General features: G+C 60.5%; 19 protein-coding genes and 2 tRNA genes. 15 read left to right on the top strand and 6 right to left on the bottom strand.

What is annotated here, in order from left to right:
* Positions 1-566 precede the first annotated feature (566 nt).
* Positions 567-1,109: an inorganic diphosphatase gene (gene ppa, locus ACP7EG_RS19670; protein ID WP_426088966.1), complete on the top strand. Its 543-nt coding sequence runs from the start codon at positions 567-569 to the stop codon at positions 1,107-1,109.
* Between the two features lie 69 nt (positions 1,110-1,178).
* On the opposite strand, the gene ACP7EG_RS19675 is transcribed toward ppa, so the two are convergent.
* Complete coding sequence (locus tag ACP7EG_RS19675; protein WP_426089120.1) at positions 1,179-2,312, bottom strand: GNAT family N-acetyltransferase; 1,134 nt, start codon at positions 2,310-2,312, stop codon at positions 1,179-1,181.
* A gap of 91 nt (positions 2,313-2,403) precedes the next feature.
* On the opposite strand from ACP7EG_RS19675, the gene ACP7EG_RS19680 reads away from it, so the two are divergent.
* Positions 2,404-4,020 (top strand): NAD+ synthase, encoded by a 1,617-nt coding sequence (locus ACP7EG_RS19680; protein ID WP_426088967.1) that lies wholly within the window; start codon positions 2,404-2,406, stop codon positions 4,018-4,020.
* Positions 4,021-4,061: 41 nt separating this feature from the next.
* Entirely contained in the window at positions 4,062-4,400 is a 339-nt protein-coding gene (locus tag ACP7EG_RS19685) for a P-II family nitrogen regulator (protein ID WP_034758685.1), read from the top strand.
* 152 nt (positions 4,401-4,552) lie between these two features.
* On the opposite strand, the gene ACP7EG_RS19690 is transcribed toward ACP7EG_RS19685, so the two are convergent.
* From ACP7EG_RS19690 to trxB, 3 genes are all read right to left on the bottom strand, one after another.
* Positions 4,553-5,182 (bottom strand): trimeric intracellular cation channel family protein, encoded by a 630-nt coding sequence (locus ACP7EG_RS19690; protein ID WP_071078511.1) that lies wholly within the window; start codon positions 5,180-5,182, stop codon positions 4,553-4,555.
* Between the two features lie 121 nt (positions 5,183-5,303).
* The gene (locus ACP7EG_RS19695; RefSeq protein ID WP_116743709.1) at positions 5,304-5,978 is read right to left on the bottom strand and encodes a Smr/MutS family protein; all 675 of its coding nucleotides are present in this window, start codon (positions 5,976-5,978) and stop codon (positions 5,304-5,306) included.
* A 7-nt stretch (positions 5,979-5,985) separates the two neighbouring features.
* Positions 5,986-6,939 (bottom strand): thioredoxin-disulfide reductase, encoded by a 954-nt coding sequence (gene trxB, locus ACP7EG_RS19700; protein ID WP_426088969.1) that lies wholly within the window; start codon positions 6,937-6,939, stop codon positions 5,986-5,988.
* A 215-nt stretch (positions 6,940-7,154) separates the two neighbouring features.
* Between trxB and ACP7EG_RS19705 the strand changes: the two genes are divergently transcribed.
* The 3 genes from ACP7EG_RS19705 to ACP7EG_RS19715 all read left to right on the top strand — a co-directional run bounded on the left by ACP7EG_RS19705 (position 7,155) and on the right by ACP7EG_RS19715 (position 11,556).
* Positions 7,155-9,515 carry a DNA translocase FtsK gene (locus ACP7EG_RS19705; RefSeq protein ID WP_426088970.1) on the top strand — a complete coding sequence of 787 codons (2,361 nt, stop codon included), beginning with the start codon at positions 7,155-7,157 and terminating at the stop codon, positions 9,513-9,515.
* Positions 9,516-9,522: 7 nt separating this feature from the next.
* Complete coding sequence (lolA, locus tag ACP7EG_RS19710) at positions 9,523-10,179, top strand: outer membrane lipoprotein chaperone LolA (RefSeq protein WP_257224860.1); 657 nt, start codon at positions 9,523-9,525, stop codon at positions 10,177-10,179.
* 69 nt (positions 10,180-10,248) lie between these two features.
* Positions 10,249-11,556 carry a replication-associated recombination protein A gene (locus tag ACP7EG_RS19715; RefSeq protein ID WP_219890520.1) on the top strand — a complete coding sequence of 436 codons (1,308 nt, stop codon included), beginning with the start codon at positions 10,249-10,251 and terminating at the stop codon, positions 11,554-11,556.
* A 2-nt stretch (positions 11,557-11,558) separates the two neighbouring features.
* On the opposite strand, the gene ACP7EG_RS19720 is transcribed toward ACP7EG_RS19715, so the two are convergent.
* Together ACP7EG_RS19720 and ACP7EG_RS19725 are read right to left on the bottom strand one after the other, a co-directional pair.
* Complete coding sequence (locus tag ACP7EG_RS19720; RefSeq protein WP_426088971.1) at positions 11,559-12,296, bottom strand: NAD-dependent epimerase/dehydratase family protein; 738 nt, start codon at positions 12,294-12,296, stop codon at positions 11,559-11,561.
* Positions 12,293-12,583, bottom strand: coding sequence for a DUF2917 domain-containing protein (locus ACP7EG_RS19725; protein WP_426088972.1), 291 nt, complete (start codon positions 12,581-12,583; stop codon positions 12,293-12,295). The genes ACP7EG_RS19720 and ACP7EG_RS19725 overlap by 4 nt, the downstream gene beginning before the upstream one ends.
* Before the next feature lie 180 nt (positions 12,584-12,763).
* Here ACP7EG_RS19725 and ACP7EG_RS19730 point away from each other — a divergent pair, with 180 nt between their 5' ends.
* From ACP7EG_RS19730 to ACP7EG_RS19770, 9 genes are all read left to right on the top strand, one after another.
* Positions 12,764-14,185: a PLP-dependent aminotransferase family protein gene (locus ACP7EG_RS19730; protein WP_426088973.1), complete on the top strand. Its 1,422-nt coding sequence runs from the start codon at positions 12,764-12,766 to the stop codon at positions 14,183-14,185.
* Positions 14,186-14,334: 149 nt separating this feature from the next.
* Positions 14,335-14,538, top strand: coding sequence for a hypothetical protein (locus ACP7EG_RS19735; protein ID WP_426088974.1), 204 nt, complete (start codon positions 14,335-14,337; stop codon positions 14,536-14,538).
* Positions 14,539-14,673: 135 nt separating this feature from the next.
* Complete coding sequence (gene serS, locus ACP7EG_RS19740) at positions 14,674-15,963, top strand: serine--tRNA ligase (protein WP_426088975.1); 1,290 nt, start codon at positions 14,674-14,676, stop codon at positions 15,961-15,963.
* A gap of 78 nt (positions 15,964-16,041) precedes the next feature.
* A tRNA-Ser gene (locus ACP7EG_RS19745) sits at positions 16,042-16,131 on the top strand.
* 334 nt (positions 16,132-16,465) lie between these two features.
* Positions 16,466-16,555, top strand: a tRNA-Ser gene (locus ACP7EG_RS19750).
* A gap of 377 nt (positions 16,556-16,932) precedes the next feature.
* Entirely contained in the window at positions 16,933-17,988 is a 1,056-nt protein-coding gene (gene hisC / locus ACP7EG_RS19755; RefSeq protein WP_426088976.1) for a histidinol-phosphate transaminase, read from the top strand.
* A gap of 168 nt (positions 17,989-18,156) precedes the next feature.
* Positions 18,157-18,486 carry a PadR family transcriptional regulator gene (locus ACP7EG_RS19760; protein WP_096234664.1) on the top strand — a complete coding sequence of 110 codons (330 nt, stop codon included), beginning with the start codon at positions 18,157-18,159 and terminating at the stop codon, positions 18,484-18,486.
* An 11-nt stretch (positions 18,487-18,497) separates the two neighbouring features.
* Positions 18,498-19,028 carry a DUF2812 domain-containing protein gene (locus ACP7EG_RS19765; RefSeq protein ID WP_426088977.1) on the top strand — a complete coding sequence of 177 codons (531 nt, stop codon included), beginning with the start codon at positions 18,498-18,500 and terminating at the stop codon, positions 19,026-19,028.
* 81 nt (positions 19,029-19,109) lie between these two features.
* Positions 19,110-19,979: an NAD(P)-dependent oxidoreductase gene (locus ACP7EG_RS19770; protein ID WP_426088978.1), complete on the top strand. Its 870-nt coding sequence runs from the start codon at positions 19,110-19,112 to the stop codon at positions 19,977-19,979.
* Positions 19,980-20,057 lie beyond the last annotated feature (78 nt).

Consider the following 20,057-nt stretch of genomic DNA (forward strand, 5'->3'; position numbering starts at 1 on the left):
GAGCGTCGATTGCAGAATATACAAAGTTTTGAATCACCAGAATGTGACAGTTTATCAGAATTGATGATTGTCTTCTGGTCGCGCCCTTTTTTGGCTGGGCCGCTATTTGAATCAAATACATGCTTCAAATAAGCGCAAATATTATGCTGGAAGATTGGATTGCCGGGCTGCGCAAGCGTTCGGCGTAGCATAGTGAAGCGCCTGCGTCATTATGCGAAGACATCGCGGGATGAATGATAATGAATTTGTTGTTATAAACTGCTGCAATAAATGCAATTCCGAATATAATAACCATGCCTGCTGCATGGGGATATTGAAATGAAAATACACAGGTATTCAAGGTATTATCTCTGGGGTGGTCGTAGTATTACTTAAGTGTTTCTACTTATTGTTGTCGATGGTCTGTTTATTCTTTCGCTGGCAGGCTGCGGGGAGCAGCGGAGCGTGCATGCCACTGTTGTTGGCTTGTTGCGCAAAACGCCGGCGGGCCGCTGCTGCATCGCACAAGCCGCCTGTACTTCGCTATAATTACGCGGTTAAAACACCATCCGCTAATGAGGAACCCCATGAGTTTGAATAAAGTCTCTTCCGGCCGCGACCTGCCGAACGATTTCAACGTCATCATCGAAATCCCGATGAATGCCGATCCGATCAAGTACGAAGTCGACAAGGAAAGCGGCGCGATCTTCGTCGATCGCTTCATGGGTACCGCCATGCATTACCCGTGCAACTACGGCTACGTGCCGAACACCCTGTCGCCGGATGGCGACCCGGTCGACGTGCTGGTCATCACCCCGTTCCCGCTGATTCCAGGCGTGGTCGTGCGCTGCCGTCCTATCGGCGTGCTGAAAATGACCGACGAGTCGGGCGAAGACGCGAAAGTGCTGGCCGTGCCAGTCGACAAGGTCCTGTCGATCTACAGCCACTGGCAAAAGCCGGAAGATCTGAACGAACTGCGCTTGCGCCAGATCCAGCATTTCTTTGAGCACTACAAAGATCTGGAAAAAGGCAAATGGGTCAAGATCGACGGCTGGTATGGTCCTGATGTGGCCAAGGAAGAAATCCTGAATGGCGTCGCTGCCTACAAGGCAGATGCTGCAAAAGCATAAATAACGGGGCGCTTCGCTGCCGCCCACCGTTCAAAACGCTCCCCGCCAGCGATGGCCGGGAGCGTTTTTTTATGCGCGAAACGGGCTGTGCTCGTTCAATTCATCGAGGTAGGCGTCGATGCCGCCCCGTTCGCGCTCGAGGAAGCGCTGCACGGCGTCGGCAAAGGCCGGGTGCGCCAGCCAGTGGGCGGACCAGGTCTTTTGCGGCAGGAAGCCGCGCGCCATCTTGTGCTCGCCCTGGGCGCCCCCTTCGAAGGTGGCGATGCCGTTGGCGATGCAGAATTCCAGCGGCTGGTAGTAGGCCGTCTCGAAATGCAGACAGGGTACGTGCTCGAGCGCGCCCCAGTAGCGGCCATACAGGGTGTCCTTTGTATAGATCACCAGCGAGGCGGCAATGGCCCGGCCTTCGCGTTCGGCGATCACCAATAAAATGTTCTGCGGCATGCTGGCACCGATGCGCTGGAAGAACTCCAGGCTTAAGTACGGCGACGAGCGGTGTTCCGCATAGGTATTGCTGTAGCAGCGGTGGAACAGCTTCCAGTCGGCCTCAACAGCATCCACCCCGCGCACCTGGCGCAGGGTCACGCCTGCTTCCTGTACCTTGCGCCGTTCGGCGCGGATATTCTTGCGTTTCTTGTGTTCCAGGGTGGCGAGGAATTGCTCGAAATCCGTGTAGCCGGGATTGATCCAGTGAAACTGCACGCCACTACGCATCAGATAGCCGGCTTCTTCCAGCTGGCGCGCTTCGCTTTCCGGCGGGAACAGGATGTGGCAGGACGACACCTTGCTGGCTTGCTGCTGCGTCTGCAGGAAGGCCAGCAGGGCCGCGCGGGCTTCCCCATCGCGGGCCAGCAAGCGCGTGCCGCTCACAGGCGTAAAGGGAATAGCGGACAACAGTTTCGGGTAATATTCCAGGCCATGCTGCTGATACGCGTCGGCCCAGGCCCAGTCGAACACGTATTCGCCATACGAGTGCAGCTTCAGGTACAGGGGCAGGGCGGCGGCCAGGGTCTCGCCTTGCCACAGCACCAGGTAATTTGGCTGCCAGCCTGTGTCCGCACTGGCGCAGCCGGACTCGTGCAGCGCGTGCAGGAAGGCGTAGGAGAGGAAGGGCGTGGCGTCCGCCTGGCTGGCCAGCAGTTCAGACCAGGCCGCTTCGCCAATTTCAGCCAGGGTAGTGACGATAGCCGTGCGATAATTCATTGTTGTAGTGTGCATTCATCACTCTCGGGGCGCCGCCATCGGCCTGCGCGCCCCTGTCTTGTTTAATAGAACGAAAATATCCATCATCATCATGACAGTCAAAGTCGCAATTGCTCAAATGAATAGTACGGTCGGCGATCTGGCCGGCAACCGTGCCAAGATCTTCGACCTATCCCGCCGCGCCTTTGAAGCGGGCGCCGATATCGTGCTCACGCCGGAACTGTCGCTGGTCGGCTATCCACCCGAGGACTTATTGCTGCGCAATGCATTCTACGCAAAAACGCAGGAAGCGTTTGCGGGGTTGGCCGCGGACCTGGCCCAGTTCACCGATTTGCACGTGGTGGTGGGCTTGCCCCTGCAGGACGAGAAGGGCGTGCGCCACAATGCCGCCTCCGTGCTGCTGAACGGTGAAGTGCTGGGCACCTATCGCAAGCACGATTTGCCGAATACCACCGTTTTCGATGAAAAGCGTTATTTCACCTCGGCGGACCTGGCTTTCGTGTTTGGCGTGAAGGGTGTGCGTTTCGGCATCAATATCTGCGAAGACACGTGGTTCGAGCACGCGCCGATGCGCGCCCGCGCGGCCGGCGCGCAAGTGCTGCTGGTGCCGAACGGCTCGCCGTATCACATGAACAAGCAGCATCTGCGCTATGAAACCATGCGCAAGAACGTCAGCGCACAAGGCATGGCCCTGGTGTACGCCAACCTGGTCGGTGGCCAGGATGAGCTGATTTTTGACGGCGACTCGTTTGTCATGGACGCGGCCGGCACGATTTGCGCCCAGTTGCGCCACTTCGAGGAAGACTTGCAGCTGGTCGAGTTCGACGGCGCCACGCCCGTGCCGCAGGCCCTGGCCGCCCCGTTGACGACAGAGGCGCAGGTGTACCAGGCGCTGGTGCTGGGCGTGCGCGACTACATCGGCAAAAACGGTTTCCCTGGCGTGCTGATCGGCATGTCGGGCGGCGTCGATTCCGCGCTGACCTTGGCCATCGCCGTCGATGCGCTGGGCGCCGACAAGGTGCGCGCCGTGATGATGCCGTCGCAATTTACGGCCGATATCTCGTGGATCGATTCGCGCGACATGGTAAAACGCCTCAATGTGCGCTACGATGAAATTCCGATCAAGCAAACCTTCGACGCCTTCCGCGCCACTTTGGCTACGGAATTTGCGGGGCTGGCGGAAGACGCGACGGAAGAAAACATCCAGGCGCGCATCCGCGGCACCTTGCTGATGGCCCTGTCGAACAAGCATGGCAGTATTGTGCTGACGACGGGTAACAAGAGCGAGATGGCGGTCGGCTATTGCACCCTGTACGGCGACATGGCGGGCGGCTTTGCCGTCATCAAGGATATCGCCAAGACCCTGGTGTACCGCCTGTGCGCCTGGCGCAACAGCATCTCAAACGTGATTCCCGAGCGCATCCTGACGCGCGGACCGTCGGCCGAGTTGCGCGCCGACCAGCTGGACCAGGATTCCTTGCCGCCGTATGACGTACTCGACGGCATCATGCAGCTGTACATGGAAGAAAACCGGCCGATCGCCGAGATTATCGAGGCTGGCTACCCGCCGGCCGATGTGGCCCGGGTCACACGCCTGATCAAGATCAATGAATACAAGCGGCGCCAGTCGCCGGTGGGCATCCGCGTCACGCACCGTGGCTTCGGCCGCGACTGGCGTTATCCGATTACCTCGAAATTCTACGAATAAGCAGCCATCTGTCCACAATCCAACAATTTTAAGGAGTAGCCATGAAACAGATTACCGCCATCATCAAACCATTCAAGCTCGACGAAGTACGCGAGGCTCTGGCCGATGTGAACGTGACGGGCTTGACCGTGACGGAAGTGAAGGGCTTTGGCCGCCAGAAGGGGCATACCGAGCTGTACCGTGGCGCCGAGTACGTGGTCGACTTCTTGCCGAAAGTCAAAGTCGAAGTGGTGGTGGATGACAGCGTGTCGGAACTGGTGGTCGACGCCATCATCAAGGCTGCCCGCACGGGCAAGATTGGCGATGGCAAGATCTTCGTGCGCGACGTGGAGCAGGTCATCCGCATCCGCACGGGTGAAACGGGTCCGGACGCGGTGTAAGTCTGGGTCAATAATGTTGTCGGATTACGGCTCTTCGAGCCTAATCCGACCTACGCGATGTATCGCTTATCTGGCCGTAGGTCGGGTTAGCGCGCCAGCGCGTAAGCCGACGCTGCTGAGTCACCCAAGCTACCGGATTGCGCAACAGCGCTTCACCGCCCCAAACGCATGTCGAATTTCCAGCATATCAGGCGCAGAATCGTGATGCCGCTGGCGCTGGTCCACAGCGCAAAGTCGTGCTGGGCGCCGAAATGCATTTGCAATAAATAAGCCCAGCAGCCGAAAAAGGCGCAGATGGCGTACGGTTTGCCGTCACGAAACACCATCGGCACTTCGTTGCAGACGATGTCGCGCATCACACCGCCAAAAATCCCCGTAATCACCCCCATCATCGAGGCGATAAAGATCGGCATGCCGGCGCGCATCGCTTCAGCCACGCCGGCGATGGCGAACATGCCCAGGCCAATGGCGTCGGCGATGACGATCAGGCGTTCCGAGACGATTTGCCGCAAATGCTGGATCAATGGCGCGGCCGTCAGGGCCAGCACGAAGATGAGAATCGCGTATTCCTGGTGCGAAACCCAGAACAGGGGCCGCTTGTCGAGCAGGATGTCGCGCAGGGTGCCGCCGCCGAACGCCGTGATGAAGGCCACGACGAATACGCCGACCAGGTCCATGCGCTTGCGGCGCGCTTCGATGAAGCCGGAAAATGCGCCCACCAGGATGGCGATGACCTCGATGATCTTGATCAGCGAGCCAGGCGGTAGTTGGGGTGGCATCATGGGTGGAGCGCTTGAGCAGGAAATAATTGTCACAGGTTAACATGACACGGCCCCGAATGGTGACAAACGGGGCCGTGTGCAGTGCGGAACTTGTTATTGAATTGTGATCTTGCTGTCAAGCCTAACGAATGGGCTGCAGCGCGGAAGAAAGCAAGACCACCAGCGCTCCATCGCCCCCTTCGGAACGGCGCGCCTGGCAAAAGGCGATGACTTCATCCTTTTGCACGAGCCAGCTGTGCACCATCGATTTCAAGACCGGTTCCTGGCCTTTCGAGCCAAAACCCTTGCCGTGGATCACGCGCACGCAGCGCAGCTTGCGCCGCGTCGCCTGGTTCAAAAAGGCGCCGATGCCGTCGCGCGCCTCGTCGCGGCGCAAGCCGTGCAAGTCCAGCTCATCCTGGATAGGCCAGTGGCCCTTGCGCATCTTTTTGACCACGTCCGGTCCCACGCCGGGGCGGGCGTAGTTCAGGGCCGGATCGTTTTCCAGATAATGGTCGACCTCGAACAAGTCCGACAGCGACTCGCGCAGCACGGCCGCATGATCCTCTTCCGGCGTCAGCTTGCGTGCCGGCTGCTGGGCCGCCATGGCGCCCGCCTTGGGTACGCTGGGCACGTAGCGGTCCGACTCGGGCAGGCGCTTGACGCCGCCGATGCTGGCCTTGAACAGATTGCTTTCCACGGCTTGCACCTTGACCTGCTGGGCGCGTTCAGCCGCGGCTTGCGCGCGCGCATCGGCCTGCTCCTTGAGCTGCTTGCTGACCGCTTTCAGGTCGGCAAAGTCTTTCATCGACGCCATGCGACGCTTACTCCTGGCCTTCCAGGTAGCGCTGGGCGTCCAGTGCTGCCATGCAACCCGTGCCGGCGCTGGTGATGGCCTGGCGGTAGATATGGTCTTGCACGTCGCCGGCGGCAAACACGCCCGGTGCGCTGGTGGCGGTGGCCATGCCTTCCAGGCCCGTCTTGGTCTTGATGTAGCCGTTGTGCATTTCCAGCTGGCCTTCGAAGATGCCCGTGTTCGGCTTGTGGCCGATGGCGATGAACACGCCGTGCACGCTCAATGCTTCGACCTTGCCGTCGATGGTCGATTTGATGTTCAGGCCCGTCACGCCGCTGTCGTTGCCCGTCACTTCGTCCAGGGTGTGGTTATATTTCAACACGATCTTGCCTTCGGCCACCTTGGCGTTCAGGCGGTCGATCAAAATCGCTTCGGCGCGGAACTTGTCGCGGCGGTGGATCAGCGTGACTTTATTGGCGATGTTCGACAGGTACAGCGCTTCTTCGACGGCCGTGTTGCCGCCGCCGACAACGGCCACTTCCTGGTTGCGGTAGAAGAAGCCGTCGCAGGTGGCGCAGGCGGACACGCCCTTGCCCATGAAGTGCGCTTCCGATGGCAGGCCCAGGTATTGCGCGGACGCGCCCGTGGCGATGATCAGGGTGTCGCACGTGTATTCGTGGCTGTCGCCCTTCAGGCGGATCGGCTTTTCGTTGAGGAAGGTGGTGTGGATATGGTCAAACACGATTTCCGTATTGAAACGCTCGGCGTGCTGCAGCAAGCGCTGCATCAGGTCCGGGCCTTGCACGCCCATCGGGTCGCCGGGCCAGTTTTCCACGTCCGTGGTGGTCATCAACTGGCCGCCTTGTTCCACGCCGGTGACCAGCATCGGGTTCAGGTTGGCGCGGGCGGCGTAGACGGCGGCGCTGTAGCCGGCTGGGCCGGAGCCGAGGATCAAAACGCGGGCGTGTTTGGTAGTGGTCATGGGAGGCTTCTCTATGAGTGGGGTCTATCCGAATTGGGGACATACGCGCGAAGAACAAGGGCGTATTGCGCTTGCGCAATCAATCCACGATTATAGACCAAGCCGCCTATGGCGACGAATCGTGGGGCCGTCCGGGGCATATATGGCTTAGAATACTTCCTTATTATGGGAAATTCCCTTTCAGAAACATTTATCACCTTGCAGCGCTTCCCAGAATGACTAAACCAGCCCAGGCCAATCAAAATAGCTACACCCGTAAACCGGTCGAACGCCGGCCTCTGCCGAACCGGCTGGTGCGGCTGCTGTCCGAGGCGCGCTGGTTCGCGCTGGCCGCGTTTGCCCTGTATTTCGTGCTGATCCTGGCCAGCTTCAACAAGCTCGATCCGGGCTGGTCGCATGCGACCTCCGTCGACAAGGTGGCCAACCTGGGCGGCAAGCTGGGGGCGACCTTCTCCGATTTGTTGCTGTATATCTTCGGCTTTTCCGCCTGGTGGTGGTGCGTCTGGCTGCTGCGCACGGTATGGAATGGCTATCGCCGCCTGAGCAAGCGCTTCCTGCTGGAAGAGGAAGAGGTGGAGCGCGAACACCATGTCGAGATGCTGATCCGTATCGTCGGTTTCTCCATCATGCTAATCGGCAGCATGGGCCTGGAATACCTGCGCATGGCGAAAAGCCTGCACGTGCAGCTGCCGCGCGAGCCGGGCGGCGTGCTGGGCCAGCTGGTGGGCCACTCGGCCCACGTGGCCTTCGGTTTCACGGGCGCTACTTTATTACTGTTGCTGCTGTTCGGCCTGGGTTTCAGCCTGTTCTTCCATGTCTCCTGGTTGCAAGTGGCCGAGCGCATCGGCGGCACCATCGAAGACGCCTTCAACTGGTTCGTGCTGCGCTACCAGGACCGCGAAGACCGCCGCCAGGGCGAAGTGGCCGCCGTGCGCCGCGACGAAGTGGTGGTCATCGAACGCGCCAAGCATGTGGAAAAACACGTGGCCGCGCCGCCCGTCAAGATCGAGCCGCAGGTGGTGACCGTGGTGAAATCGGAGCGCGTGGAAAAGGAGCGCCAGGCGCATCTGTTTGAAACCCCCGGCGATGGCAAGTTGCCGCCGCTGTCGCTGCTCGATGAAGCGCCGCCCGTGGTGGAAACGGTGTCCGTGGAAACGCTGGAATTTACGAGCCGCCTGATCGAAAAGAAATTGTCCGACTTTGGCGTCGATGCCAAGGTAGTGGTCGCTTACCCCGGCCCTGTGGTCACGCGCTATGAAATCGAGCCGGCCACGGGCGTCAAAGGCAGCCAGATCGTGGGCCTGGCGCGCGACCTGGCCCGTTCATTGTCCCTGACGTCGATTCGTGTGGTGGAAACCATTCCCGGCAAGAATTATATGGCCCTGGAACTGCCGAATAGTAAACGCCAGATCGTGCGCCTGACGGAAATCCTCGGCTCCAAGGTCTACAACGACGGCGTGTCCAGCCTGACGATTGCGCTGGGCAAGGATATCGCCGGCAAGCCCGTCGTGGCCGATCTCGCCAAGATGCCCCACTTGCTGGTGGCCGGCACCACCGGTTCCGGTAAATCCGTGGGCATCAATGCGACGATTTTGTCGCTGCTGTACAAATCCGACCCGCTCGACGTGCGCCTGATCCTGATCGATCCGAAGATGCTGGAAATGTCCGTCTACGAAGGCATTCCGCACTTGCTGGCGCCCGTGGTGACCGACATGCGCCAGGCGGGCCACGCGCTGAACTGGGCCGTGAACGAGATGGAGCGCCGCTACAAGCTGATGAGCAAGATGGGCGTGCGTAACCTGGCTGGCTACAACGCGAAGATCGCCGACGCGAAGAAGCGCGAAGAACACATCCCGAATCCGTTCAGCCTGACGCCGGACTCGCCGGAACCGCTGGATAAACTGCCGACCATCGTCATCATCATCGACGAGCTGGCCGACTTGATGATGGTAGTGGGCAAAAAAGTCGAGGAATTGATCGCGCGTATCGCGCAAAAGGCGCGCGCCGCCGGTTTGCACTTGATTCTGGCCACGCAGCGCCCATCTGTAGACGTGATCACGGGGCTGATCAAGGCCAACATCCCCACGCGTATCGCCTTCCAGGTATCGTCGAAGATCGACTCGCGCACGATTCTGGACCAGATGGGGGCGGAAGCGTTGCTGGGCATGGGCGACATGCTGTACATGCCGCCCGGCACGGGCTTGCCGATGCGCGTGCACGGCGCGTTTGTGTCCGATGAGGAAGTCCACCGCGTTGTCAGCTATTTGAAGCTGCAGGGCGAACCGAATTACATCGAGGGCATCCTCGAAGGCGGCACCCTGGAAGGCGACGGCGCCGAAGGCGGCGCGCCGGGCGAAGGTGGCGGCGAGGCCGATGCCCTGTACGACCAGGCGGTGGCGGTGGTGCTGAAAAACCGCCGCGCCTCGATTTCGCTGGTGCAGCGTCATTTGCGCATCGGCTACAACCGCGCCGCCCGTCTGCTTGAGCAGATGGAGCAGAGCGGGGTGGTATCAACCATGCAATCCAATGGCAACCGGGAAATCCTGGTGCCGGCGGCCAGTGCCGAACAAGGGTAAAAACAGAATGAAGAATACGACTTTCGCAACAAAAATGATCATCGGCGCGGCCAGTGTCGCCTGCAGCCTGCTGTTCGCCGCCAGCGCATCGGCCAGTGCGCTGGAGCAATTCAAGAGCTTTGCGGCCGGCACCAAGTCGGCCAAGGGCGAGTTCGTGCAACGGCAAGTCAAGAAGGCGGACGCCAGCGGCAAGGCGAAAGTGTCGACCCCCGCCAGCGGCACGTTTGAGTTCGCCCGCCCGGGCAAGTTCATCTGGACTTATCTGAAACCGTACGAGCAATTGTTGCAAGCGGACGGCGACAAGCTGTATATCTACGACAAGGACTTGAGCCAGGTGACGGTCAAGAAACTGGGCGACGCGCTCGGTTCCTCGCCAGCCGCCATCTTGTTCGGCAGCAACGACCTGGAAAAGAATTTTACGTTGGCCGAAGCGGGCACGCGTGATGGCCTGGAATGGCTGAAGGCCACGCCGAAAGCCAAGGACACGACCTTCGATGAAATCACCATTGGCCTGCGCAATGGCGTACCGGAAGCGATGGAATTGCGCGATTCGTTCGGGCAGACATCGGTGCTGGCGTTCAAGAATTTCCAGAAAAATCCGGCTTTGTCTGCCAATCACTTTAAATTTGTCATGCCCAAGGGCGCGGATGTGATTAATAATTAATTTTTCGCATACTGTTATTGACCGGCCTCGCACTATGCGGGGCCTTTGCATTCTTACCCGGTAAATATTATGGCGGATCTCTTTTCCACCGCACCGCGCCAGCCCTTGGCCGAAGCCTTGCGGCCTGCTACCCTCAACGAAGTCATCGGCCAGACGCATTTGCTGGGCGTGGGCAAGCCGCTGCGTCTCGCTTTCGAGGCGGGCAAGGCCCATTCGATGATCTTGTGGGGGCCGCCCGGCGTGGGCAAGACCACCCTGGCGCGCCTGATGGCGAATGCTTTCGACAGCGAATTCATCGCCCTGTCGGCCGTGTTTGCGGGCGTGAAAGATATCCGCGCAGCCATGGACCAGGCGCGCCACAGCCTGGACCAGTTCGGCAAGCACACCTTGTTGTTCGTCGACGAGATCCACAGGTTCAACAAGTCGCAACAGGATGCCTTGTTGCCCTTCGTCGAGTCGGGCCTGGTGACGTTCATCGGCGCGACGACGGAAAACCCCAGCTTCGAAGTCAATTCGGCGCTGTTGTCGCGCGCGCAAGTGTATGTATTGAAATCGCTCAACGAAGACGAGATGAAGCTGCTGCTGGCCAAGGCGCAGTCCTCGGCCTTGACGCACCTGACGTTTGACGAGGCGGCCGCTGACACCCTGATCGGCTACGCCGATGGCGATGCGCGCCGCTTTTTGAATTTGCTGGAACAGGCCGAGACGGCCGCCAGCTCGACGGGCACGACCAAGATCGACGCGGCCTTCGTTGACAATGCGCTGACCCTCAATTCGCGCCGCTTCGACAAGGGCGGCGACAATTTCTATGACCAGATTTCCGCCCTGCACAAGTCCGTGCGCGGCTCGAACCCGGACGCGGCCCTGTACTGGTTTTGCCGCATGATCGATGGCGGCGCCGACCCGCGCTATTTGTCGCGGCGCATCGTGCGCATGGCGTGGGAAGACATCGGCCTGGCCGACCCGCGCGCCTTGACCATGGCCAACGACGCAGCGGCAACCTATGAACGGCTCGGTTCGCCCGAAGGCGAGCTGGCGCTGGGCCAGGCCGTGATTTACCTGGCGATTGCCGCGAAAAGCAATGCCGGCTACAACGCATTCAACACGGCGATGGCGTTCGTCAAGAAAGACAAGTCGAAGGAAGTGCCCGTGCATTTGCGCAATGCGCCGACGAAATTGATGAAGGAACTCGGTTACGGCCACGCCTACCGCTATGCGCATGACGAGCCCGATGCGTATGCGGCTGGCGAAACCTATTTCCCGGACGGCATGGCCGAGCCGGGCTGGTACCAGCCCGTGCCGCGTGGTCTGGAAAGCAAGATCGCCGACAAATTGGCCTGGCTGCGCGAACTTGACCGCAAGGCCGGGAAGGGCTGAGGCTACAGGCCCAGCAAGCTAAAACCGTCGTCCTGCGGCGCGTAGCCGACCAGCTGGCGCGTCGCCGTAATCGACAGCCGTTTATAGCGGTTGTCCGACACGCCATGCACGACGTGGTAGCCGGCCGGTACGTCCGCCGCCACGCAGCAAGCCAGCAGCTGCACCACGTCGCGCTCGCTGATGAAGGCGGCGATGTCGCGCGCGCTGTGCTGTTGACCTGGCGCAAAGTCGGCCACGTTGGCGATGCGCACGGCGATCGCCGTCATGCCATGCTGGTGCGCGAAGGCCGAAGCTACGCCTTCACCGAATGCCTTGCTGGCGCCATACATATTGGCGGGCCGGGCCGGCATGTGCTCATGCACTTGCATATCCAGCGGATAGCCCTCGATGGCTTGCGCGCTGCTGGCAAACACCACTCTTTTCACACCTTGCGCCTGTGCCGCGCGGAAGATGTTATGCGTGCCGACAATGTTCGGCTGCAGCAATTGCGCATCGAAATCGGCGCTGGCGTGCGGCACGCCGGCCAGGTGCAGCACGACATCGGTATCCATGCAGGCGGCCAGGCAGGCGGCGTAGTCGCCCACGTCGAGCTGCATGGACGGGCAGGGCGCTTCGGCCAGCTTGCCTGTGTGCAGGTCGGCCAGGCGCAGGGAGAATTCCCCGTGCCGGCGCTTCCAGAAAGCGGTGCCGATGATGCCGGCGGCGCCCGTGACGAGGACGCGCAGTGGTTTTTGAATCATGTATTCCTTGTGATTAATGTTTGAGGGCGGTGCCGATGCAGCCAGCGCAGCAGGGCGGGGCGCGGTGCGGCGGTCCCGTGCACGCGGATGCGTCCGCTACCCACGGCTTCGACCAGCACCAGGCCGTCATTCGGTATCGTGTAGCGCTCGCCGCTGCGCAGCACGCAATCCTCGAACTGGGCGTAGGCCGTGATCCACGCCATGCCGGACAGGCATTCGATGACCCTGGCGTGCGCTTTTTCCAGGCGCAGGGGGAGTTCGCTGCGTAATTCGTGGTCGGTATGCATGGCATCGCTCCTGTTGTGCTGACAGGAACAGCTTAGGCGCTTGCGGTGAACCATGACAGATGCAGGAAAACGAAATTGTGATGCATACAGTACATTTCGTCGTAGACTGTGCTTGTCAAAAAATCGGGCAACTGTATCTGTGCGTGCCGCGCGCGGCAGCCGCATACTGAAGGGATGAACATGAGCGCGCATTTGAATCTGTACGAGCACTTGGCCAACGAGCTGGGCGCCCTGATCGACTCGCGCGTGTTCGCGCCAGGCGACCGCCTGCCGTCGATCCGCCACCTGGCGCAGCAAAAGCGTATTTCCGTCAGCACGGTGATGCAAGCCTTGCGCCTGATGGAAGACCGGGGGCAGGTCGATGCGCGGCCCCAGTCCGGCTATTTCGTGCGCCACCGGGCGCCGCGCCGCCCGTGCAGTGCCGACGCTCAGCATTTGAAGGAGCCGGCCTTTGTCGGCATCAACAATCTGTTGATGCGCGTGCTGAAGGACAACGAAACATCCGATATCGTGCAGCTGGGTACGGCCTGGCCGCCCGATGAAATATTGCCGATCAAGCGCATGCAGCGCACCATCAGCGCGGTGGCGCGGCGCGAGCCCGCTTTGTTGAGCAAGGTCAGCTGCTACGACGTCAGCGAAGGCAATTTCTTGCGCCAGGTGACGCGCCGCGCGCTGGACTGGGGCAAGCTGGACCCGCACGAGATCGTCGTGACGAATTCCTGCACGGAAGCGATCAGCCTGTGCCTGCGCGCCGTCGCCAAGCCGGGCGACACCATCGCCATCGAGTCGGCCACGTATTTCGTGCTGCTGCAGATGATCGAAAGCCTGGGCATGAAGGCGCTGGAAATCCCCACCGACCCGAAGACGGGACCGTCGCTCGATGCGCTCGAGCTGGCCCTGCGCGCCGGCCTCGTGCAAGCGTGCCTGTTCGTGCCGAACGCGAATAATCCGCTCGGTTGCGTCATGCCGGAAGCCAACAAGAAGCGGCTCGCTGGCCTGCTGTCGGAATTCAATATTCCGCTGGTGGAAGATGATGTATATGGCGACCTGTGCTTTGCGCCGCAGCGTCCCTGGCCCGTGAAAGCCTACGATACGAGCGGCAACGTCTTGCTGTGCTCCTCGTTTTCCAAGGCGATTACGCCCGCCTCGCGCGTGGGCTACGTGCTGGCCGGGCGTTTCGCGCAGGAAGTGGCCTTGCTGAAAACCGTGTCGAGCGGCGCCACCAGCCATTTCTTCCAGGCCGTGCTGGCCGATTTTTTGGAAGGCAGCAGCTACGACCAGCAGCTGCGCAAGATGCGGCGCACCCTGGTGCAGCGCATCGCCCGTATGTCCGACGCGGTGGCGGCCAGCTTTCCGGCGGACTGCATGCTGTCCGAGCCGCAGGGCGGTTTCGTGCTGTGGGTGCAGATGCCGCCGCAAGTCGATGCGCTGGCCCTGCATGGCCAGGCCATCGCGGACGGCGTGGCGTATATGCCAGGCCAGCTGTTCTCAGCCTCGGGCAAGTTCAGCAATTATCTGCGCCTCAATTGCGGCAATGCGTGGACGCCGCGCATCGAGCAGGCGATTGGGCGCCTGGGCCGCCTGGTGCATGAGGCCTTGTAACTATTCTTTGCGTTTCAGTGCCTGTTTTTCACCGTTCGCTCCCTGTTTTTCGCCGCTGGTCGCAAGCCGGTGGCGTTGTTTGTCGCCGTTGGCTAAAGTACCACCATACCAGCAGCAGTCAACGACGCAAACCAACCAGGAGTCACATCATGAACGCACTGAAAAACATGGAAATCACCTTTGTCGCCGCCGCCATCATCGCCATCGGCGCCAGCTTCGCCAGCGCCGGCGCGAATACGGTGGAAGTGAGCGCCAGCAGCACCGTGATCGCCCAGGCTGCCAACAGCACCATGCCCGTCGTTACCGTCAGCGCCCGCCGCCTGACCGCTGCCGAAAAAGCCGCCTTTATCTGAACACAAGTTGTAAAGCGGGCGCGAGTGCCCAGCCATGCCGCCATGACGATGGCCAACCATGTGCAAAACTCATAAAGAACTGAACGGGTCTTGGTACAATGAGTGCTTTCGATACATCGGCACCGCCATCCACCCATGATAGATATCCAACTTCTCCGTAAAGACATCGCCACCGTCGCAGAACGCCTGGCGACGCGCAAATTCCAGCTCGACGTGGCAGGTTTCAATGCCCTCGAAGCCGAACGCAAGGCGATCCAGACGCGCACCGAAGAGCTGCAGGGCAAGCGCAATGCGCTGTCCAAGCAAATCGGCATGTTGAAAGGCAAGGGGGAAGACACCTCGGCCGTGATGGCGCAAGTGGCTGGCCTGGGCGATGAATTGAAAGCCGATGAAGCGGCGCTGACCGTGGTACAAGCCAAGCTGAGCGACTTCATCATGGCCGTGCCGAATTTGCCGCACGAATCGTCGCCTGTGGGCACGGACGAGTCGGGCAACGTGGAAGTGCGCAAGGTCGGCACGCCACGCACGTTTGATTTTGAAGTCAAGGACCACGTCGATGTGGGCGCCCCGCTGGGCCTCGACTTTGAAGTGGCCACCAAGCTGACCGGTTCGCGCTTCTCCGTCATGAAGGGCGGCATCGCCCGTTTGCACCGCGCACTGGCGCAGTTCATGCTCAACACGCACGTGGACGAGCATGGCTACACGGAATGCTATACCCCGTACATGGTCAACGCCGACTCGCTGCGCGGCACGGGCCAGTTGCCGAAATTCGAAGCCGATCTGTTCTCGGTGAAAAAAGGCGGCGCGGAAGGCGAGGGCGAGATCTTCTACCTGATCCCTACCTCGGAGGTGACGCTGACCAATATCGCGCGCGATGAAATCCTGGCGCTCGATCAATTGCCACTGAAAATGACGGCCCACACGCCATGCTTCCGCTCGGAAGCGGGCAGCTACGGCCGCGACACGCGCGGCATGATCCGCCAGCACCAGTTCGACAAGGTGGAAATGGTGCAAGTGGTGCATCCGGACACGTCGTACCAGGTGCTCGATGACATGGTCGGCCATGCGGAAGCGATCTTGCAACGCCTGGGCCTGCCATACCGCGTGATGTCGCTGTGCACGGGCGACATGGGTTTCGGCGCCACCAAGACCTTCGACCTGGAAGTGTGGTTGCCGGCGCAAAACACCTATCGCGAAATCTCGTCCCTGTCGAATTGCGAAGCCTTCCAGGCCCGCCGCATGCAGGCGCGTTTCCGCAACGCCGCCGGCAAGCCCGAACTGGTGCACACCTTGAACGGCTCCGGCCTGGCAGTGGGCCGCACCCTGGTCGCCGTTCTGGAAAACTACCAGCAAGCAGACGGCAGCGTCGAGATCCCGGCCGTGCTGCGTCCGTATATGGGTGGCCTGACGCATCTGAAGGCTTAAAAATAGTCCTTTTCTTTTTGTTGCGGGCTGCTATAATCTTGCCTTCCCGCAGCAATGCAGGAAAAGACCGCAGTAAATGGAGAGGTGGCAGAGTGGTCGAATGTACTTGACTCGAAATCAAGCGTACGTTAAATCGTACCGTGGGTTCGAATCCCACCCTCTCCGCCAGAACAAATAGAGAAAGCTCCCGCAAGGGAGCTTTTTTTATTTGTGCCGGCGGAAAGGAGTACGCCCCCTGCGGGGCGTACGCGTGGGATTCGAAGACGAGCGCGTATTCGCGCGAGGCTCCCCGAATCGTCCAATTGGTTTTCACGCGTGCGCCAAGGCGGCGTCTACAAAGACGAGCCGCGTCTTGCGCGAGGCTCCCCGAATCGCCCAAATGGTTTTTGCTTTTCCAAAGCAGGATCAGCAACAAACCCCTACCCAACCCAACAACACCCATGCTAAAATAGCGCCTCGTTCAAACCGGCACGCCAGTTTGAATGAATAGACCGCAGTAAACGGAGAGGTGGCAGAGTGGTCGAATGTACTTGACTCGAAATCAAGCGTACGTTAAATCGTACCGTGGGTTCGAATCCCACCCTCTCCGCCAGAATACATAAAGGAAGCTCCCGCAAGGGAGCTTTTTTTATACCCGCCACATATGCAAGCCACCAGCGCAACAAAGCAGGTAGAAAAACCGCCCAAAGCGCGCAGCGCAAGGCGTTTTTTCCTCCATTCAGGCTTTGAAAGCCAGCGCCGCCACGAACGAAACAAGCTAGTGCACCAGCCGCGCCACCGCGTCTCCTCGTTGCCCACTCCATGCTCCGCGCTTTTTTCAGCGCTGTCAAACCGTGTCCCGAGGGTATCGTGCACGGTCGGCTATTGCGCTGTTGCATATCTGACTTCGACACCTCCGCCCACCTTGACCCCGCTCAGCCTATGGTAATCTACCGTATCCCCATCCTGCCCCCATACCAACGCAAAACAATGAGCCGATTCTGGAGCAACATCGTCAGCGAGCTGACCCCCTACATCCCCGGCGAGCAGCCGAAACTGCCCGACCTGGTCAAACTCAATACCAACGAAAATCCCTACGGCCCGTCGCCGCAGGTGCTGGCCGCGCTGCACGAAGCAGTCAACGACAGCCTGCGCCTGTACCCGGACCCGTCCGCCAGCGAATTGAAGCAAACCCTGGCCGACTACCACGGCTTGAAGAGCGCGCAAGTGTTCGTCGGCAATGGTTCCGACGAAGTGCTGGCGCTGGCCTTCATGGCCTTGCTCAAGCACGATGCGCCGCTGCTGTTCCCCGACATTAGCTACAGCTTCTATCCCGTGTATTGCAAACTGTATGGCATCGATTACCGCACGGTAGCGCTCGACGACGCCATGCGCATCCGCCCGGAAGACTATCAGGGGCCGTGCGGCGCCATCATCTTCCCCAATCCCAACGCGCCCACGGGCGTGGACTTGCCGCTGGCTGGCGTGGAAGCGATGTTGCGCGCCCATCCCGACGCCGTGGTGGTGGTCGATGAAGCGTACGTGGATTTCGGCGGGGAAAGCGCCGTGGCCCTGGTCGAGCGCTATCCGAACTTGCTGGTGGTGCAGACGTTCTCGAAATCGCGCTCCTTGGCCGGCTTGCGCGTGGGTTGCGCCTTCGGGCATGCGGACCTGATCGAGGCGCTGGAAAGAGTCAAGAACAGTTTCAACTCGTATCCGCTGGACCGGCTGGCGCTGGCCGGCGCCGTGGCCTCGTTGCACGACGAAGCGTATTTCCAGCAAACGCGCCAGGCCGTCATCGCCAGCCGCGAGCAGCTGACGGCGGATCTGGCGGCGCTGGGCTTCGAGGTGCTGCCTTCGGTGGCCAATTTCGTCTTTGCCCGCCATCCGCAGCATGACGCGGCGCAACTGGCGGCCGGCTTGCGCGCTCGCTGCGTCATCGTGCGCCATTTCAATGCACCGCGCATCAGCCAGTATTTGCGCATCAGCATCGGCAACCCGGCCGAGTGTGCAGCCTTGATGGCCGCATTGCGCGCCCTGCTGTAATTGCTTCCTCCGAGCGGCCACCGCCCAAGGCGGCGGTGGCGCTGTTTTTCCCGAGCTTATCAAAAAGTGTAGACATGCCGGATTGGCATGTTACTATAGCGCAAGTCGATATATCATTTGACGATATACCGATCTACGCTATATCGGCTATCGCCTTACTGGAGGAATATGGATGCATCGATAGACAAGCTGCTGCCCTTGTCTGAAGCCACCTACTACATTTTGCTGGCCTTGAACGAGCCTGCGCATGGCTACGCCATCATGCAGCAGGTCGAGGCCATCAGCGAAGGTGCCGTGAAGATCGGGCCGGGCACCCTGTATGGGGCGTTTGCCAACCTGGAAAAACAGGGCTTGATCGTGATGGTGAGGGAAGCCGAGCGGCGCAAGGTCTACACCATGACGGACATGGGACGCCATGTGCTGCTGGCGCAATTGCGGCGCCTGCGGGTGATGGTGCGCGTCGGCGAGGCGAGTGCGCCCTTTTTATCAAAATACTGAGGTGAAACAGGATGAGTGAGCAACGGTCGCATGTCTATAAATGGTTCATCGAGCTCGATGACGGCGAGATCGAGCAATGGCTGCGCGCGCAAGCCCTGGCTGGATGGCACTTGCAGCGCTTTCTCGCGCCTTGCCGGTTTAGCTTTGTGCGGGGCGAGCCTGCCGACGAAGTCTACCGCTTCGATTCTTTTCCCGCATGGAAGCGCAGCAGCGATTATGAGCAGCTTTGCCAGGATGCCGGCTGGGAGCTGGTGTTTTGCTGGTGGGGCAGCTATTGCTGGCGCAAGCCTGCGGCAGACGGCAAGCCGAATGACATCTATACGGATACGCCATCGAAGATCGCCAGGCAGCGACGCCTGCTGACGTACTTCGGCCTGACCGGTTTGTTGTTGATGTACAACCTGATGGGCAGCAGCGAGCGCGAGATGGACACGCTGCGGATGGTGCTGACGGGGGTGCAGCTGGCCTTGGTCGTGCCCATGTCCTACCTGATCTGGCGCACCATCAGCCGCTTGCGCCGTCTGCGCCGACACGCGCTCTAGGAGTTTCGGGCCGCTGACTGCTGTCATGCCCGGCCATTTGTGCAACAATAATCGGATTCATACCTCGACAGGACGGACAATATGGCAAAAGTGGCATTCATCGGTTTGGGCGTCATGGGTTTCCCCATGGCAGGTCACTTGGCGGCGGGCGGGCATGACGTCACCGTGTACAACCGCAACCCGGCCCGCGCGGCCGCCTGGCTGGAGCAGCACAAGGGCAGCAGCGCCGCCACGCCGGCCGCCGCTGCCGCGGGCGCCGAGTTCGTGTTTACCTGCATCGGCAACGATAACGACCTGTACCAGGTGATCCTGGAAGAGGGCGGCTTGCTGTCTGCCATGGCGCCGGGCAGCGTCCTGATCGACCATACGACTGCTTCCGCCGAAGCGGCGCGCACCATTCACGCGGCGGCGCAAGAGCAGGGCGTGTTCTTCCTCGACGCGCCCGTGTCCGGCGGCCAGGCGGGCGCGGAAAACGGCAAGCTGACGGTGATGGTGGGTGGCGATGCGGAGGCGTATGCACGCGCCGAGCCTGTCATCGCCCTGTTTGCGCGCGCCGTCACCTACATGGGTGCTTCCGGTTCCGGCCAGCTGACGAAGATGGTCAACCAGATCTGCATCGCCGGCCTGGTGCAAGCCTTGAGCGAAGGCATTGCCTTCGCGGAAAACGCGGGCCTCGATGCGGCGCTGGTGGTGGACGTGATTTCCAAGGGCGCGGCGCAGTCGTGGCAGCTGGAAAACCGCGGCAAGACCATGATCGAACGCAAGTTCGATTTCGGTTTTGCCGTCGACCTGATGCGCAAGGACCTGGGCATCTGCCTCGCCGAAGCCAAGCGCAACGGCAGCGACTTGCCCGTGACGACCTTAACGGACCAGTTCTATGCCGAAGTGCAGCAGGCGGGCGGCAACCGTTACGACACGTCCAGCCTGATTACCCGTTTGAACAAAAAGTAATCTTTCAAGCACCAGCAACGGCGGCGCGTCCCTGCAAAGGGCCGCGCCGCTTGTCGTTTACGGGGGGTGAAAATAAAA

It is taken from the genome of Janthinobacterium sp. PSPC1-1 (genome assembly GCF_049897625.1).
GTDB classification, from domain to species: domain Bacteria; phylum Pseudomonadota; class Gammaproteobacteria; order Burkholderiales; family Burkholderiaceae_D; genus Janthinobacterium; species Janthinobacterium tructae.